The following is a 14,427-nucleotide window of genomic DNA, read 5'->3' as shown; positions in this document are numbered from 1 at the left end:
TCATACGGGCCCCGACTCGGCGAACTCCTTGGGCCGGCCCCTGCCGCGGGAGTCGACGATGTCACGGATCTCGTCGGTGGCGAAGCCGCTGCGCACGCCCCAGTAGTAGGCCGTCAGGCCGAGGGCCATCTCGAGGAGGGTGCCCCACGGGAACGCCAGCGGAGGGTTGTCGAGGGGACCGTAGAAGCCGTAGTAGGAGATCGGGACGGTCCCGAGCAACAGCCACAGCAGCCAGGCCGAACGCTCGATGTGCAGGCGTCCCTCGGCGTTGGAGAGGGCCCACATGATGACGCAGAACGCCACCAACGCGACGGTGAAGGCGATGAAGTAGGTCCAGAAGGACCAGCCGCCCTTGCTCTGGCCACCCGAAGCCGTCAGGACCCAGCCGCCCTCCCGGGCGATCCAGATCCAGGCCGCCATGAAGACCGCGCCCAGCACGGCCGCGGGAGTCGGCGCCATCCAACCGTGCTTCCACGCGTAGTACCACGCGAACAGCGGCAGCCCGATGAACGTCGCGGTGAACACGTTGGCGAGGGTGGAGAAGCCGGCCCAGTAGAGGATGAGGACTGCGGCGAGGTAGCCGACCGGCGACCAGAAACCGGCCGCCTTGAGGAAGAACGGACGCGGCAGCTCGGGTGCCGTCTTGCGCATCACGGGGAGGCCGACGCCACCCATGACGTAGGTGAGCACTGCTGCGGCGCTGATGAATCCGACCAGCTGGTACCAGCTGGGCGCCGGCACGAAGAAGACACAACCGACCACGGTCGACACGATGAGCGCGATCCACGGGATGCCGAACTTGTTGTTGTTCTGGAACATCGGGGGGATGTTGCGGTGGACGGCCAGCCCGTATCCCGTGCGGGTGGCGGTGCCGAGATAGACCCACCCGGTCGCCAGCGGTGACACCGCGGCGTCGATCAACAGCAGCGTGCCGAGCGCGGTCAGGGCGGCCAGGTTCGCGGAGTCGAGCGCGTGGAAGAACGGTCCGTCGGCCCACGACCCGGTCTCGAGCAGGTTCCAGTCGCCGGGAGACAGCCCCATGCTGGCCCAGCGGATCGCGCCGATGAAGGCGACCTGCAGGAGGGTGTAGATCACCATGGGTATGACGATCGACCCGAAGGTGGCGAGCGGCACGTTGCGTTGCGGGTTGCGCACCTCGCCGCCGTAGTCGAGGGCCTGGCGGAATCCCAGCAGGGAGAAGATGATTCCGCTGGAGGCGATGGCGTGGAAGATGGGCGCCACCCCCATCGGCGCGAAGCCACCGAACGCATGGAAGTTGCTGCTGTCGAGGATGTAGAACAGGCCGAGGAAGGTCAGGGTCGGCAGGACGAGCTTCCAGATGGTCACCCACCGGTTCGACTCGGACAGGAACTTGGCACCGAAGTAGTTGAGGATGAAGAACAGGATCATCAACAGGATCCCGAACACGATCCCGTTGGGCCAGGCGAGGATGTCGACGCCGTTCTGTTTGGTCAGGAAGTTCATCGACGGCCACTTGCCACCCAGGTAGGTGATGACCGCGATGGCCTCGATCGGCGGGATCGTCACGGCCGACAGCCAGTAGGCCCATCCGATGATCCACCCGGCGAAGGAGCCGTGGGTCAGGTAGGTGTAGCGCACGATGGCGCCCGAGCGGGGCAGCATCGAGCCGATCTCGGCGTAGGCGAGGGCGATCAGACCGACCAGGAAGGAGGCGATGATCCAGGCGAGGATCGCGGCCGGCCCCGCCACACCGGCGGCCGAGAGCACGGCGAACAACCAGCCCGACCCGATCTGGGCGCTCACGCCGAGCAGCAACAGCTGCGTGAACGACATCGTGCGCTTCAGCCCCAGGTCGGCTGACTCGAACTGACCCAGACCTGCATCTTCTTCTACATCTGCCATCCCCCCAGAGTGCTCCTCGTCACACTCCGCTGCAGCGGACACGCGTCACAGATTTTCACGGCGAGTTTCAGACAAGTGCACAACGACCTGCGACACTGCTGCACGGAGGTTGCTCTCCGGATGGGCGGCGAAGGACGGTATGAGGCCCGAGTTCCAGGACATCGTGGACGACGTCTCCCGCATCCTCGGCGGCCCGGCCACGCTCGAGGACCGCGACTTCAACCTCATCGCCTTCTGCTCGCAGCATGCCGCCCAGATCGACCAGATCCGACAGCAGTCCATCCTGGAGCGGCACTCGACTGACGCGGTGCGAGCGCTGTTCGAGCAGTTCGGGATCGCCACCAGCGAGCAGCCGGTGCGGGTGCCGGCGATGCCCGAGTCGGGCGTGCTGCCCCGGCTGTGCCTGCCGGCCCGGTGGAACGGCGTCACCTACGGCTACGTGTGGCTGCTCGACGAGAACCCGGACCACGACGCGGCGCAGGAGCAGAGCGCCCTCGCCCTGGCCGAGCGGGCCGGCGCCCTGCTGGCGCAGCAGGTGCGGGTCCGGGAGGAGCTCGACTTCAAGCTCCAGGACGTGTTGTCGCCCGAACCGGAGATCGCCGAGATCGCGGCGGCGGACATCGACGACCGGGGCATCATCGCCCGCGGCGTGCCGGTGGCGGCGGTCGAGCTCCGGCTGGCCACGCAGGGGGCCGCCCAGCCCGTCCCGATGAACCTGTGGAGCCTGCCCCGATCGGTGCTGGCCTGGGCCGGCGACGAGCACACCACGCTCGTGGTGCCGCTGCACGGCCAGGACCTCGGACCCGCGCGCGCCGTCGCCGAACGGGCGAGGGAGCTGTATGCCGAGCGCCTGCCGCCGGGTGCCCAGGTCGACGTCGTCGCCGGCATCGGCGCGCCGCGGCCGGACCTCAGCGAGGCGCGCGGCAGCTGGCAGGAGGCCCGGCTGGCCAGCCAGGCCGCCCAGTCCGTCTCGGCGCTGCGCCCGGTGGCGGTGTGGCCGGAGCTCGGCGTCTACCGGTTGCTCGCGTGCGGTCCCCAGGCAGCCCTGTCCAGCGCCGTCCTCGACCACTCCGTGCATCGCCTGCTCGACTGCGGGGACGACGACCTGGTCCACACGGCAGCGACCTACCTGGACACCGGCGGCAACGTGCACGCGGTGGCGGAGGCGCTGCGGATCCACCGGCAGACCGTCTATCACCGGTTGCAGCGGATCGAGCAGGTGACCGGCCTGACGCTGTCCCGGGGGCAGGACCGGCTCGTGCTCCACCTGGGCCTGACGATGGCGCCGCTCATCGGGGGTCCGGGCGGACCCAACGGGCACGGCGCGGGGCGGTGATCCGGCGGGGCCCGGGCGGGAGCAACGCCGGTCTGGCGCGCTCCCACCCCGGGTGGGTCAGTCCGGTAGGCCCACCTTGTCGACCCTGCGGTGGTAGTACATCCCGGCCAGGCCACCGAGCAGGGCGCCGATGAGGCTCGCCAGCGCGAGGATGATCAGCACGATGATGCCGCCCGTGGTCAGCGTGCCCTGGTCGACCGGCCAGCGCGGGAAGCTGTTGAGCGTGCTGAGGATGTCGTACTTCGGTCCCCAGAGGGCGGCCGCCCCCGCGACGATCGCAGCGATCACGATCGCCCAGAGCCAGACCACCAGGCCCTGCCGGATCCCGTTGAACCGGGCCATCCTGCCGGCCACGTAGCCGCCGACGTAGTAGGACACGACGATGATGACCAGCAGCGCGATGCCACCGGCGAGCCCGATCGAGCCCAGGTTGTCCGAGGCCTGGCGGGTCACTTCGTCGAGGTTGGCGTCCGTGACCCCGATCTGTGCGCCGACGGCCGCCACGAGGGCGGTCAGCAGCACCGCGAGCCCGGTGGCGGCGAGCCAGCCGAAGAAGCCGGCACCGATCTTGACCCCGCCGAAGTCCTCCTTCTGCCGCGCGATGACGCTGTGCCGGTCCGGCACCGCCGGACGTTCGGTGTATCCCGCGGCGGTGCGGCCGGAGTAGCCGACGTCACGCTCGTCGGCGGCGGCTCGGGTGTCCACGGGCCGGGTGTCGTCCCGCCGGACGTCGTCGCGCGAGAGCTCGGCGCGTCGGGCTTCCTCACCTCGACGGTCCGTGTCACGTGCTCCTGGGGCAGGCACGGCCTGGGTGTCGGCCGAACGGCTGCCGGAAGCCCCGGTCTCCTCCACCGGCGCGTCCGCGGCCTGGTCGTAGGCCTCGTGCCGTCCTCTTCCCGCCGGTGCGGTGGCCGTCGCGCGATCTCCCTCGCCGTATGCCGTGCGCTCGGCCGGAGCCGTGCCGGGCACGTTTCCCCGCCCCGTGAGCCGCTCGCCGAGCGTGCGGTGGTCCTGCTCGTTCAGAGGGCGCCCCGTGGGCAGGTCGGTCGATCCTTCGCCCTCCGGACGATTGGCGCCGGTGTTGGTGCTCATCGGTCCTCCCTAGCTTGGTCCCGAGCGTTCGGTCCTCACCGTATGCACCGATTACCCCCAAACAGGCATCACATGCCCACCGGATCTCGGCGCCGCCTCGAAGACACTCTCTGACAAGGGCGAAATTCTCCGGGTCACCGCGCTGTTGTCTGGCGTATGCGAGCTATCACCTATGACCATTACGGCGACCCCGACGTCCTGCAGCTGACCGACCAGCCCGAGCCGAAGGTCGGCCCCGGTGAAGTGCGGATCAGGGTGCGCAGCGCCGGGGTCAACCCGGTCGACTGGAAGCTGATGGCGGGCTACCTCGACCCGATGATGGAGGTGCTCTACCCCGTCGTTCCCGGCTGGGACGTCGCTGGGGTTGTCGAGTCGGTCGGGTTGGACACCCCGGAGTTCGCGCCCGGTGACGAGGTGATCGCCTACGTGCGCAAGGACTTCGTGCACGGGGGCACCTTCGCCGACTACGTCACGGCACCGGTCAGGACGGTCGCCGCCAAGCCCGCGGCGCTGGACTGGGACCAAGCGGCCGGGCTCCCGCTGGCGGGACTCACGGCATACCAGCTGTTGACGCGTCTCGGCGTGGGCGAGGGCGAGACGGTCCTCATCCACGCCGCGGCCGGCGGCGTGGGCGCCCTCGCCACCCAGATCGCTCGTACGTTCGGCGCGAGGGTCATCGGCACGGCCTCCGACTCCAACCACGACTACCTGCGCGGCCTCGGCGCCGAACCCGTGGCCTACGGCGACGGACTGGCCGACCGGGTGCGGGCGCTCGCGCCGAAGGGGGTCGACGTGGTCGTCGACTTCGTCGGCGACGTGCTCGACGTCACCCGCGCCGTGCTGCGGCCCGGCGGGCGCCACGGCTCGGTGGCCGACCACTCGGTGGGCGAGGCCGGCGGTCTCGTCTTCTGGGCCCGTCCGAGCGCCTCCGACCTGCAGGAGCTGGCCAGATTGGCCGACTCCGGGGAGCTCGAAGTCACCGTGGCCGAGACCTTCCCGCTCGAGGAGGCCGCCGCGGCCCTGAACCGGAGCAAGGTGGGCCACGGTCGGGGCAAGATCGTCGTGCGGGTCAGCCGCGACGAATGAGCGGCTCCAGCGACTCGACCGACTCGAGGCGTCCGTCGCGCAGCACATAGCGGGACACGCCCCGAGCGGGCGCGCTCGCGTGCAGCGAGAGTGCGACTCGGTGGCCGGCGTTGACGAGTTCGTGGACGTGCGAACCCCCGAAGGCCCTGCCCTCGTGGCCGAGCCGTTCCTCGTGCACGCCCCCGAACCAGCTGTGCTCGGTGAGCTCACCACGCACGACGAGGTGCGCGCCGTGTGCCCCACGGTGGTCGTGCCAGCCGCTCCCCGCGCCCACCGGCCAGCTGACGAGCCAGACCTGCAGGTATGGCGTCTCGACGAGTTCGCGGCGCTGGCGCCGGTCGGCGCGCAGGTCGAGCAACTCGGGCAGCTCCGGGTCGCTCCCGAACAGGTGCAGGGTGCGCAGCAGCTGCGCCCCGGAGAAGTGGTCGACGCCTGGGGTGCGACCGGTCAGGGTGGTCATGCTGATACCTCGTTCATGGGGGTGGGCCTTCGGGTGCTGGGGCGCGGTGTGGGCGCCGGGCGTGCGGGTGCGTGGGTCTCAGGCACACCAGCGGAGCAGGAGGCAGCGGCGCATGGCATGCATGCGCGGCGTTCGCTGCGTCGAGCCCGAAGACATACCAGCAGTGGAACACATGGGCCCTGTCGAGGTCCACGTGAAAGGGGCCGTGTCTCGCACCGCGGACGGGTCCGGCCACCACGCCCTTGCATCGCACGATCGCGCGTTGCTTAACGAATCGCGCGTTGCCTTGACGACCTGCCGGGGAGAGGATGGGCGCACCGGGACGCCCCCGGCCACCACCGCGCGACCCGAGGAGACCCATGATCTTCATCACCGCGAAGTTCCGCGTCCGTCCCGAGGACGCCGATCGCTGGCCCGAGATCTCCGGCGAGTTCACCCGAGCGACCCGCGCCGAGCAGGGGTGCCTCTGGTTCGACTGGTCGCGCAGCCTGCGGGACGACACGGAATACGTGCTGGTGGAGGCGTTTCGGGACGGTGACGCCGGTGCCGCCCACGTGCAGTCCGAGCACTTCAAGAAGGCCCAGCAGACCCTGCCGCAGCACCTCGTGGCCACGCCCAAGGTCATCAACGCCTCGCTCGAGCAGGACGACTGGTCCGAGCTCGGCGAGATGAAGGTCGGGGACTAACCGGTCGCCTCGCCCTTCGCGAGCCCCGCCGGCTTGCCCGTGGGCGGGCTGGGGCGCCAGCCAGGTGGCGCGAACAGGTAGCCGAGCCGGTCGTGCCAGTTCTCGGCGTAGTGCACGTCGCGGAACGCCGCGGCGAACTCGCCGTACTGCAGGCGCAACGGATTGTGCGTGTTCACCGGCTTGGTGACGCCATAGCGTGGTGCCTCCACCTCCTCGGCGTAGCTGCCGAACAGCCGGTCCCAGATGATCAGGATGCCGCCGTAGTTGCGGTCCAGGTAGCCCGGGTTGACCGCGTGGTGCACGCGGTGGTGGGACGGGGTGTTGAACACGAGCTCGATCGGCTGCCACAGCTTCGGGATCGTCTCGGTGTGGACCCAGAACTGGTAGATCAGGTTGACCGAGAAGCAGAAGAAGATCATCCATGGCGAGACCCCCAACAGGGGCAACGGGATCCAGAAGATCAGCTCCCCCCAGGGGTTCCACTTCTGGCGCAGGGCCACGGAGTAGTTGAAGTACTCCGAGCTGTGGTGCGCCTGGTGAGCCGCCCACAGGATCCGGATCCGGTGCGAGCTGCGGTGATAGCTGTACCAGAGCAGGTCGACGGCAAGGATCGTGCCGACCCAGGTGCTCCAGTGGTGCGGGTCCAGCCGCATCGGCGTCAGGACAAACAGGACGGCGTAGAGGAGCAGCGCGGCGAACCTGGCGCCGAGGTTGACCACCATGGAGCCGACGCCCATGACCAGGTTGGTCCACGTGTCGCGCCGCTCGTAGCCCCGCCGCTGCGGGCCCTCGCCGTTGTCGAGGAAGCGCAGCGCCACCAGCTCGATCGCGATGAACAGCAGGAAGAACGGGACCGCGTAGGAGACCGGGTCACGCAGCTCGTCGGTGAAGGCCATCTCGGCGCTCCTTCCTGCGGACTCTGGCGCATCGGAGCCGAAGGACTACCCACCAGTAACGCTACGCCGCGATCGGGGCCCGGGGGAAGGGAACGAGCAGGTTTGAATCGCAACTCGCGCTGGCACACACGGGGTGTTCGGCCGGACACGCCGCCATGCCCACCTCGCGAGCCGGAGCAGTGCCAGCGTGGGTTGCGAAACTGGACGGCGCTGGCGCTCGCCGGTCAGACGGCTTCGACGCGAGTAGGCTCTGGCTGGTGGTCTACGACGAGGACTTGGCCGACCGCATCCGAGAGGTGATCGGTCGCGAGCCGGACCTGGCGGAGAAACGGATGTTCGGTGGGTTGGCCTTCCTCATCGGCGGCCACCTGGCAGTCGCCGCCAACCACGAAGGGGCGGGGTCCGGCCAAGCCAGCTTCGTCGCCGGTGCCCGTGTGCCCGTGTGCCCGTGTGCGGGCATGGTCGTCACAGTCAGGTGTCAGCCCTCGTCCGAAAGGACGATCGCGCGCTCGACCCGGCGGTCGGGCACCAGCCACAGGACGGCGACGGCCGTGTAGATGGCCAGACCGAGCCACGGGGTCACCCACGACAGGCCGATGCCAGCGAGGTAGAGGGCGGGCGAGAGCTTGCCCTTGAGGTCCCGGCCGAGCATCCCGCGCACCGCCGACTCGCTTCCCTCGGCCCGCAGGACGGTCGTCTGCATGACGTACCACGCGACCGCGCACAGCAGCAGGTCGATGCCGTAGACCACCACGGGCACGGTCGCGAATTCGGTGCTGTCCATCCACGCGGTCGTGAACGGGATGAGCGAGAGCCAGAAGAGCAGGTGCAGGTTGGCCCACAGCACGACTCCGTCGATCCGCCGGACCAGATGGAAGAAGTGGTGGTGGTTGTTCCAGTAGATGCCGATGTAGACGAAGCTCAACAGGTAGGTGAGCAGGCTCGTCGCCACCGCGCCGAGGCCGTGGAAGGTGGCCGCCTCCGGCGCCTTGAGCTCGAGCACCATGATCGTGATGAGGATGGCGAGCACCCCGTCGCTGAAGGCCTCGATCCGGTTGGTCCTCATCGCCGGTCTCCGTCCGGACGGGGCTGTTCCTCGACTGCCCGTGCCTGCGCAGGCCGGGGCGTGCACAGCGTAGACCCGCTCAGGAGGGCGCTCAGGTCAGCGGACCACCAACCCGCTTGGCCACCGACGGCGCCACCGGCACGGACTCGGGATTCCCCGGGTGCGCGCGGGGACTGCCGAACCGGGACTCGATCGGCAGCTCGCCCTGCCAGACGCCGGCCGTGGGCTCGGTGGCCGGTGGCCCGCTGCGCGCCTTGGCGGTCCAGTTGTCGTCACCGATCTGCAGCGACAGCACCAACGTCGCCGCGAGCTCCTTGGGCAGGTGGCGGCGCACCTCCTCGCGGCGGCCGGGCAGCAGCCGGTCGCTGAGAGCGTCCAGCGCAGCGATCGCCTCGTCCCCCTTCAGCACCGTCGCCACACCGTTGACGACGGCGGAGCGGTAGTTGGCGCTGGAGTCGAAGAGGCTGTCGGCGTAGACCAGCCCGTCAAGGTGGATCACGCTCAGTGCGACCGGGCTGCCCGCAGCGGCGGCGCGCAGGGCCCCGGCACCGGTGGACCCGTGCACGATGATGCGGTCACCGTCGCGTCCGGCCATCACGGGGACCACCAGGGGCGCGCCGTCCTGCACGGTGGAGAGGGTGGCGGCGAAGGAGTCGTCGAGGATCGCGTCGAGGGCCCGGCGCTCGGCGCTGGCTCGTTCGGGATGGCGTCGGATGGCGGTCATGGGCACCAGCGTGCGCGCCCATAGTGGCCTCGTTCACGAACCAGTATTGACAGATTCAGCAGACCACTATCCAATGGGCGGGGTGCCTCGCCCCGCCATCGGTGTCCACCTCCGACTCGACCTCGACCCGGAGGTGCGCCCGATCCGGCGCCGGGTGGCCGAGGGGGTCCTCGCCGCCATCGCCGCGGGTCGGCTGCACGACGGCGACGCACTGCCCTCGACCCGCACCGTCGCCCGGACGCACGGGCTCCCTCGCTCCGCCGTGGTGGAGGCCTACGACGAGCTCGTGGGCGCCACGATCCTCGCGTCGCGGCACGGCAGCGGCACGGTGGTCTCGGCGGGCGCGACCCACCTCGTGCGCCACGGAGCACGCAGCGGGGTGCGACCGCCGTCCCCGCGGCAGGAGCGGCGCGCCGCCACGGGGTCCGGTGCCAGCCCAACGCTCGACCTGCGGCCGGGCACGCCCGACACCAGCCTGATCCGGGCCGCCGGCTGGAACCGGGCCTGGCGCGCCGCGATCGTCCCGAGCGGCACGAGCGCCCCGGAGGAGCAGGAGTCCGGTGAGGCGCTGCGGCTCGCGCTGGTGGACCATATCCGCCGGTTCCGCGGGATCTCCACGACTCCCGACCGCATCGGGCTGCATCCGACCGTGCGCTCCGCCGTCACCGACCTGGCGCACCGTGGCGGCCTGGTGGGCGCCAGCGTCGTGATGGAGGACCCGGGCTATCCCGCGGCCCGGGAAGGCTTGCGGCGAAGCGGCGCCGACGTCCGGCCCGTACCCGTTGACGATCAAGGGCTACTGGTGGCCCGGGTGCGCGACACCGATGCCGCGGTCTACGTCACGCCGGCGCACCAGTACCCGACCGGCTCCGCGATGAGCCTGCCCCGTCGGGTGGCGCTGGTGCAGTGGGCGCTCGACCACGACGGACTGGTCATCGAGGACGACTACGACGGCGAGTTCCGCTACGACGCAGACCCGGTGCCAGCGCTCGCGTCGTTGCACGGCGGCGGCGAGCGCGTGGCCTACATCGGCACCTCGTCCAAGATCCTCACCCCGGAGCTGCGCATCGCCTGGACTGTCCTGCCCCCGCACCTGGCGAGCCCGGCACCGTCCGTCGAGCGGGTCCGCCCGCTGGTGTCCGGATTCGCCGTCCGCGCCCTCACCCACCTGCTCGTGCACGGCGAGGTCGGTCGCCACCACGCTCGGGCCATGCGCACGTATGCCGCCCGCCGGGCGATGCTGATCCGGCACCTTCGCGAGCTGGCGCCCTTGGTGGAGGTGACCGGCGTCAGCGCCGGATTGCACGTGCTGGCGCGTCTGCCCGCGTTTGTCGACGACGCGGAGGTCGCGGCCGCGCTGGGCGCCTCGGGCTATCTGGTCGCGCCGCTCTCCGACTACGCCGTTCGCCCACAGCCGCCAGGTCTGGTGATCGGCTACGCCATGTTGCCCGAGAGCCGGGCCCGCGACTTCGTCCGCGCCCTGGCCTCCGCCCTCCCGTGACCGCCGCCGGTTGCGGCGCGAGAGTGGGGGCGGCCCCCCAGCGCCTTCCGTAGAAGGGTGTCCGTGTTCGTCAGAGGGGTCTTCAGTGTTCGTCGCCGAATTGGGCCACGGCCGTGGTGATCTCGGCCCTGCTCTTCTTCGCGGCAACCAGAAGGTGCAGGAGGACCCGCGCCTTGTAGGGGTGCAGGAACCCGCCACTGACCAGGCCACGGGAGAGCAGGTCGCGCTCCGAGCCCGGGGCGCCGTAGGTGTGTGCCAGCACCGGTCCTGCGCCGGTGCGCGAACTCAGCACGACCGGCATCTGGGCAGCCAGGTCACCGAGCAACGGGGCCATGGCACCTGGGACGTGGCCGACGCCGAACCCGGCGACGACCAGCCCGTCATACCGATCCTCGGCGCCGGCGAGCGCCGAGCCATCGTCGTCGAACACCGCAGTGTGCAACCCGATCCTCGTCGCCCGCAGGGACTCCCGGGACCAACCGATGACCGGCCGGCTCGCAGTCGCGGGAACGAGGAACCGTGCCTCCCCCTCGACCACGTGCCCGACCGGACCGGTGTCGGGGGAGGCGAAGGTCGCCGTGCTCGTGCTGTGCGTCTTGCGGACCCGGACGGCCGCGTGGATCTCGTCGTTGAAGGCGACCAGCGCACCGCGGCCCCTGGCTGCCGGGGAAGCAGCGACCCGCACCGCCGCCAGGAGGTTGGCCGATCCGTCCGCTCCGGGCAGGGTCGGGTTGCGCATGGCGCCGGTGACGACGAGGGGAAGCTCGTGACTCCAGACGGCATCGATGAGGAAGGAGCTCTCCTCGAGCGTGTCGGTCCCTTGGGTCAGCACGATCCCGGTCGCCCCCGCCGTGACCGCCTCGTCTGCCGCGGCCACCACGTCGAGGACGTCGTCGAACGTGAGGTCGGCGCTTGGCACCCGGCGCAGGTCGCGCACCTGCACCTGCACGTCGTCGCCGAAGCCGTTCAGTCCCGAGACCAGCTCCTGCCCGCCCAGCCGGGCCACCGCTCCCCCGGCGCCGCCGGACATCGAGATGGTGCCGCCGAGGGTGAAGAGGACCACGCGCGCATCAGTCACGCGGTCACCGTAGTGCCCAGGGGCCGAACGGTCAGGCGGCGACGAAGACGACCTTGCAGGCGAAGTCGTTCAGCAGGTAGGGACGGGCCAAGGTCCGGCCGCGCTCGTCGACCATGGTGATGGCCTGCCCCGACGGAAGCAGCCTGCCGCCGCCCGTGGTGTAGATGCTGATCTCGTCGAAGTAGACCACCCCGAATCCGGCCAGGGGGTGCGCCGGCTGGTTGAGGTCGTCGCGTGTCACACCCATGTCGACGGTGACCGCCGGGGGATATCCCGTGTCCACGGTGAAGTTCATCGTCTGTGCCGTGGTCTCGTTGGCGAGGAAGTAATGGGCCGTGCCCGGTGGCTTGGTGTCGAGGCACAGCGAGCCACTGAGGACGTCGCCGGGCCGGACCGAGAGACCCACCTGCCCGACTCCTTGTGCCCACAGCTGGCTGGTGACGTTCTGCGCGGAGTCCACCGTCATCTCGACGTGGACGTCCAGGAAGCCCAGCCCCACGAAGGTGTGGAAGCGGTTGAGACCCAACGCACTGGCGCTGAAGTGCAGGTCCGGCACGGTCCAGGTCACGAACAATGCGGTGAAGGGTGCCGAGAGGCTGGTCAGGCTGTAGCCGCAGGACTCGATCGGCGCCGGTCCCAGCGCGGGCACCGGCGCCGGCCGAGAACCGGCCTCGGTGGGGCGCTCGTCGATGGCCGTGTCCGCGCGAGGCTCAGTGTGCCCCTGCCCGGCAGTGGCGGTATCCGCACGGGGCTCGACGTGCTCGAAACCGCGGTAGCGGCGTGCCTGCCGGTCCCAGAGGGCAGCCATCCCCGGCTGGGTCTGCGGGTCGGGGCGCAGCGGCAGCCCGTGCCGGTGCAGGTCCGCCGTGCTTGCCGCGAACGGGTCGAACTCCTTCGGGGGAGCTGGGCGGAGCCGAAGGCCCTTGCGGTCGGAGGTCTGCTGTTCAGCCATGGCGTGCTCCCGAGAAACGACCCGGGTCCGGCGACCCGGAATCTTCTCACGGTAGGCCCGGCACCGCCGTCCCGCAGGCGTTTGGCGCAGTCTCCGACTGAGCGGACGGCATACCCGCGCAAAGTCGCTTGCCCGGGGAGACCCGGATCTGGTCGGGTGGTGCCATGGACGGCCTGCCCGAGTTGCTCGTCGCCGACGCCGCCGCGTGGCGGTCCTGGCTGGACGAGCACCACGCCACCTCGCCAGGTGTGTGGCTGGTCCTGCACAAGAAGGGCGGCCGGGTGACGAGCCTGACGTACGCCGAGGCGCTCGACGAGGCGCTGTGCTACGGCTGGATCGACGGCCAGGTTGCGAGACGGGACGAGGAGAGCCACCTCCAACGGATGACTCGTCGAGGGCCGAGGAGCATGTGGTCTGCACGCAACGTCCGCCACATCGACCGGCTCGAACAGGAGGGTCGGATGCAACCGGCCGGCCGGGCCGCGGTGGAGGCGGCGAAGGCCGACGGGCGCTGGGAGCGTGCCTACGCCGGGCCGGCAGACGCGCAGGTCCCCGCCGATCTCGCCGCGGCGATCGCGGCAGATCCGCAGGCCCAGGCGATGTTCGACGTGCTGACCGCCACCAATCGCTTCGCGTTGATCCACCGGGTCAACTCCGTCAAGCGAGCCGAGACACGCGCACGCAAGATCGCCGGGTTCGTGGAGATGCTGGCCCGGCACGAGACGCCCCATCCGCAGAAGCGTCGGCCCGACTGAGCCCGACAGGACCGCCAAGCGGGGCTGTCGTCACATCTCCTCGTGCGTGTCCGGGTCACCGTCGAAAAGCCGGCCGTCGGGACGACCGAGTCCCGTGATGGCCGCCATCTCGGCGTCGTTCAGCTCGAAGCCGAACACGTCGAGGTTTTCTCGCTGACGCTCCGGGCTCGACGACTTGGGCAGCGGGATCGCCCCCAGCTGCACGTGCCACCGCAGGACGACCTGCGCGGGTGTCACGTCGTGGGCCTGCGCGGCCTCCACCACGGCCGGCTCGCCGAACGGCGCGTTGCGCTTGCCGATCGGGCTCCACGACTCGGTCTGGATGCCCAGCGAGGCGCCCACGATCCGCATCTCCTGCTGGGGGAAGTACGGGTGCAGCTCGATCTGGTTCACGGCAGGGGTGACCCCGGTCGCCTCGATGACGTCCTCGAGGTGCTTGCGGGTGAAGTTGCTGACCCCGATGGAGCGGACGAGGCCTCGCCCTTGCAGGTCCACCAGCGCCTCCCACGCCTCGACGTACTTGCCGACGCTCGGGTTGGGCCAGTGGATGAGCACGAGGTCGACGTAGTCGAGCCCCATCCTGTCCAAGGAGTCCTCGACCGACTTCGTGGCGAGCGCCCTCTCGTGGTGCCGACCGGGGATCTTGGTCGTGATCTGGACGTCCTCGCGCGGCACACCGGACCGGCGCAGGGCCTCTCCGACCTCTTCTTCGTTGCCGTAGTTGACCGCGCTGTCGATCAGGCGGTAACCCACCTCGAGAGCGCTTCGCATCACCTCGATGCCTTCGTCGCCGGTGACCTGAGACGTGCCGAAGCCGATGGCGGGCAGGGTGTTTCCGTCATTGAGTGTGTGCCGTGCAATCTCGGGAGACATGGCCCCAAGGTACGCTGCCCGACCCTGCCCGGCGATCC

Annotated in this window: 14 protein-coding genes; 5 read left to right on the top strand and 9 right to left on the bottom strand. The window is 70.2% G+C overall.

Going from position 1 to position 14,427, the window contains the following annotated elements; translation table 11 throughout:
* Positions 1 to 1,884: an APC family permease gene (locus FCN22_RS01015; protein ID WP_137119663.1), complete on the bottom strand. Its 1,884-nt coding sequence runs from the start codon at positions 1,882 to 1,884 to the stop codon at positions 1 to 3.
* Positions 1,885 to 2,023: 139 nt separating this feature from the next.
* Here FCN22_RS01015 and FCN22_RS01010 point away from each other — a divergent pair, with 139 nt between their 5' ends.
* Positions 2,024 to 3,220, top strand: coding sequence for a PucR family transcriptional regulator (locus FCN22_RS01010; RefSeq protein ID WP_137119662.1), 1,197 nt, complete (start codon positions 2,024 to 2,026; stop codon positions 3,218 to 3,220).
* 57 nt (positions 3,221 to 3,277) lie between these two features.
* On the opposite strand, the gene FCN22_RS01005 is transcribed toward FCN22_RS01010, so the two are convergent.
* A complete protein-coding gene (locus tag FCN22_RS01005) occupies positions 3,278 to 4,312 on the bottom strand; it encodes a hypothetical protein (protein ID WP_137119661.1) in 1,035 nt (344 codons plus the stop codon).
* Between the two features lie 156 nt (positions 4,313 to 4,468).
* On the opposite strand from FCN22_RS01005, the gene FCN22_RS01000 reads away from it, so the two are divergent.
* Positions 4,469 to 5,398, top strand: coding sequence for an NADP-dependent oxidoreductase (locus FCN22_RS01000; protein ID WP_137119660.1), 930 nt, complete (start codon positions 4,469 to 4,471; stop codon positions 5,396 to 5,398).
* Here FCN22_RS01000 and FCN22_RS00995 read toward each other — a convergent pair.
* Positions 5,382 to 5,858 (bottom strand): cupin domain-containing protein, encoded by a 477-nt coding sequence (locus FCN22_RS00995; RefSeq protein ID WP_137119659.1) that lies wholly within the window; start codon positions 5,856 to 5,858, stop codon positions 5,382 to 5,384. The genes FCN22_RS01000 and FCN22_RS00995 overlap by 17 nt on opposite strands.
* A gap of 359 nt (positions 5,859 to 6,217) precedes the next feature.
* Here FCN22_RS00995 and FCN22_RS00990 point away from each other — a divergent pair, with 359 nt between their 5' ends.
* Positions 6,218 to 6,544, top strand: a complete 327-nt coding sequence (locus tag FCN22_RS00990; RefSeq protein ID WP_137119658.1) for a putative quinol monooxygenase — start codon at positions 6,218 to 6,220, stop codon at positions 6,542 to 6,544.
* Here the strand turns inward: FCN22_RS00990 and FCN22_RS00985 are convergent.
* From FCN22_RS00985 to FCN22_RS00970, 3 genes are all read right to left on the bottom strand, one after another.
* Positions 6,541 to 7,440, bottom strand: a complete 900-nt coding sequence (locus tag FCN22_RS00985) for a sterol desaturase family protein (RefSeq protein ID WP_137119657.1) — start codon at positions 7,438 to 7,440, stop codon at positions 6,541 to 6,543. The two genes, FCN22_RS00990 and FCN22_RS00985, sit on opposite strands and share 4 nt — an antisense overlap.
* A gap of 478 nt (positions 7,441 to 7,918) precedes the next feature.
* Positions 7,919 to 8,506: a TMEM175 family protein gene (locus tag FCN22_RS00975; RefSeq protein WP_137119656.1), complete on the bottom strand. Its 588-nt coding sequence runs from the start codon at positions 8,504 to 8,506 to the stop codon at positions 7,919 to 7,921.
* 91 nt (positions 8,507 to 8,597) lie between these two features.
* Positions 8,598 to 9,230, bottom strand: a complete 633-nt coding sequence (locus FCN22_RS00970; protein ID WP_137119655.1) for a pyridoxamine 5'-phosphate oxidase family protein — start codon at positions 9,228 to 9,230, stop codon at positions 8,598 to 8,600.
* 82 nt (positions 9,231 to 9,312) lie between these two features.
* Here FCN22_RS00970 and pdxR point away from each other — a divergent pair, with 82 nt between their 5' ends.
* A complete protein-coding gene (gene pdxR / locus FCN22_RS00965) occupies positions 9,313 to 10,731 on the top strand; it encodes a MocR-like pyridoxine biosynthesis transcription factor PdxR (protein WP_162308093.1) in 1,419 nt (472 codons plus the stop codon).
* A gap of 82 nt (positions 10,732 to 10,813) precedes the next feature.
* Here pdxR and FCN22_RS00960 read toward each other — a convergent pair whose 3' ends face one another.
* On the bottom strand, positions 10,814 to 11,809 hold the full coding sequence (locus tag FCN22_RS00960) for an asparaginase (protein WP_202911328.1): 996 nt from the start codon (positions 11,807 to 11,809) through the stop codon (positions 10,814 to 10,816).
* 31 nt (positions 11,810 to 11,840) lie between these two features.
* Entirely contained in the window at positions 11,841 to 12,761 is a 921-nt protein-coding gene (locus FCN22_RS00955) for a G1 family glutamic endopeptidase (protein ID WP_137119653.1), read from the bottom strand.
* A gap of 164 nt (positions 12,762 to 12,925) precedes the next feature.
* Here FCN22_RS00955 and FCN22_RS00950 point away from each other — a divergent pair, with 164 nt between their 5' ends.
* Positions 12,926 to 13,516 (top strand): YdeI/OmpD-associated family protein, encoded by a 591-nt coding sequence (locus tag FCN22_RS00950; RefSeq protein WP_137119652.1) that lies wholly within the window; start codon positions 12,926 to 12,928, stop codon positions 13,514 to 13,516.
* Between the two features lie 30 nt (positions 13,517 to 13,546).
* On the opposite strand, the gene FCN22_RS00945 is transcribed toward FCN22_RS00950, so the two are convergent.
* Positions 13,547 to 14,389: an aldo/keto reductase gene (locus tag FCN22_RS00945; protein ID WP_137119651.1), complete on the bottom strand. Its 843-nt coding sequence runs from the start codon at positions 14,387 to 14,389 to the stop codon at positions 13,547 to 13,549.
* Positions 14,390 to 14,427 lie beyond the last annotated feature (38 nt).

It is taken from the genome of Segeticoccus rhizosphaerae (assembly GCF_005222685.1).
In the GTDB taxonomy this organism is placed as follows: Bacteria; Actinomycetota; Actinomycetes; order Actinomycetales; family Dermatophilaceae; genus Segeticoccus; species Segeticoccus rhizosphaerae.
This window is presented reverse-complemented; position numbering and strand designations above follow the sequence as displayed.

What these genes read in the sequence shown, in the direction of transcription:
- FCN22_RS01015 (WP_137119663.1), bottom strand. Translation starts at nt 1,884, where the DNA reads ATGGCAGATGTAGAAGAAGATGCAGGTCTGGGTCAGTTCGAGTCAGCC.
- FCN22_RS01010 (WP_137119662.1), top strand. Translation starts at nt 2,024, where the DNA reads ATGAGGCCCGAGTTCCAGGACATCGTGGACGACGTCTCCCGCATCCTC.
- FCN22_RS01005 (WP_137119661.1), bottom strand. Translation starts at nt 4,312, where the DNA reads ATGAGCACCAACACCGGCGCCAATCGTCCGGAGGGCGAAGGATCGACC.
- FCN22_RS01000 (WP_137119660.1), top strand. Translation starts at nt 4,469, where the DNA reads ATGCGAGCTATCACCTATGACCATTACGGCGACCCCGACGTCCTGCAG.
- FCN22_RS00995 (WP_137119659.1), bottom strand. Translation starts at nt 5,858, where the DNA reads ATGACCACCCTGACCGGTCGCACCCCAGGCGTCGACCACTTCTCCGGG.
- FCN22_RS00990 (WP_137119658.1), top strand. Translation starts at nt 6,218, where the DNA reads ATGATCTTCATCACCGCGAAGTTCCGCGTCCGTCCCGAGGACGCCGAT.
- FCN22_RS00985 (WP_137119657.1), bottom strand. Translation starts at nt 7,440, where the DNA reads ATGGCCTTCACCGACGAGCTGCGTGACCCGGTCTCCTACGCGGTCCCG.
- FCN22_RS00975 (WP_137119656.1), bottom strand. Translation starts at nt 8,506, where the DNA reads ATGAGGACCAACCGGATCGAGGCCTTCAGCGACGGGGTGCTCGCCATC.
- FCN22_RS00970 (WP_137119655.1), bottom strand. Translation starts at nt 9,230, where the DNA reads ATGACCGCCATCCGACGCCATCCCGAACGAGCCAGCGCCGAGCGCCGG.
- FCN22_RS00955 (WP_137119653.1), bottom strand. Translation starts at nt 12,761, where the DNA reads ATGGCTGAACAGCAGACCTCCGACCGCAAGGGCCTTCGGCTCCGCCCA.
- FCN22_RS00950 (WP_137119652.1), top strand. Translation starts at nt 12,926, where the DNA reads ATGGACGGCCTGCCCGAGTTGCTCGTCGCCGACGCCGCCGCGTGGCGG.
- FCN22_RS00945 (WP_137119651.1), bottom strand. Translation starts at nt 14,389, where the DNA reads ATGTCTCCCGAGATTGCACGGCACACACTCAATGACGGAAACACCCTG.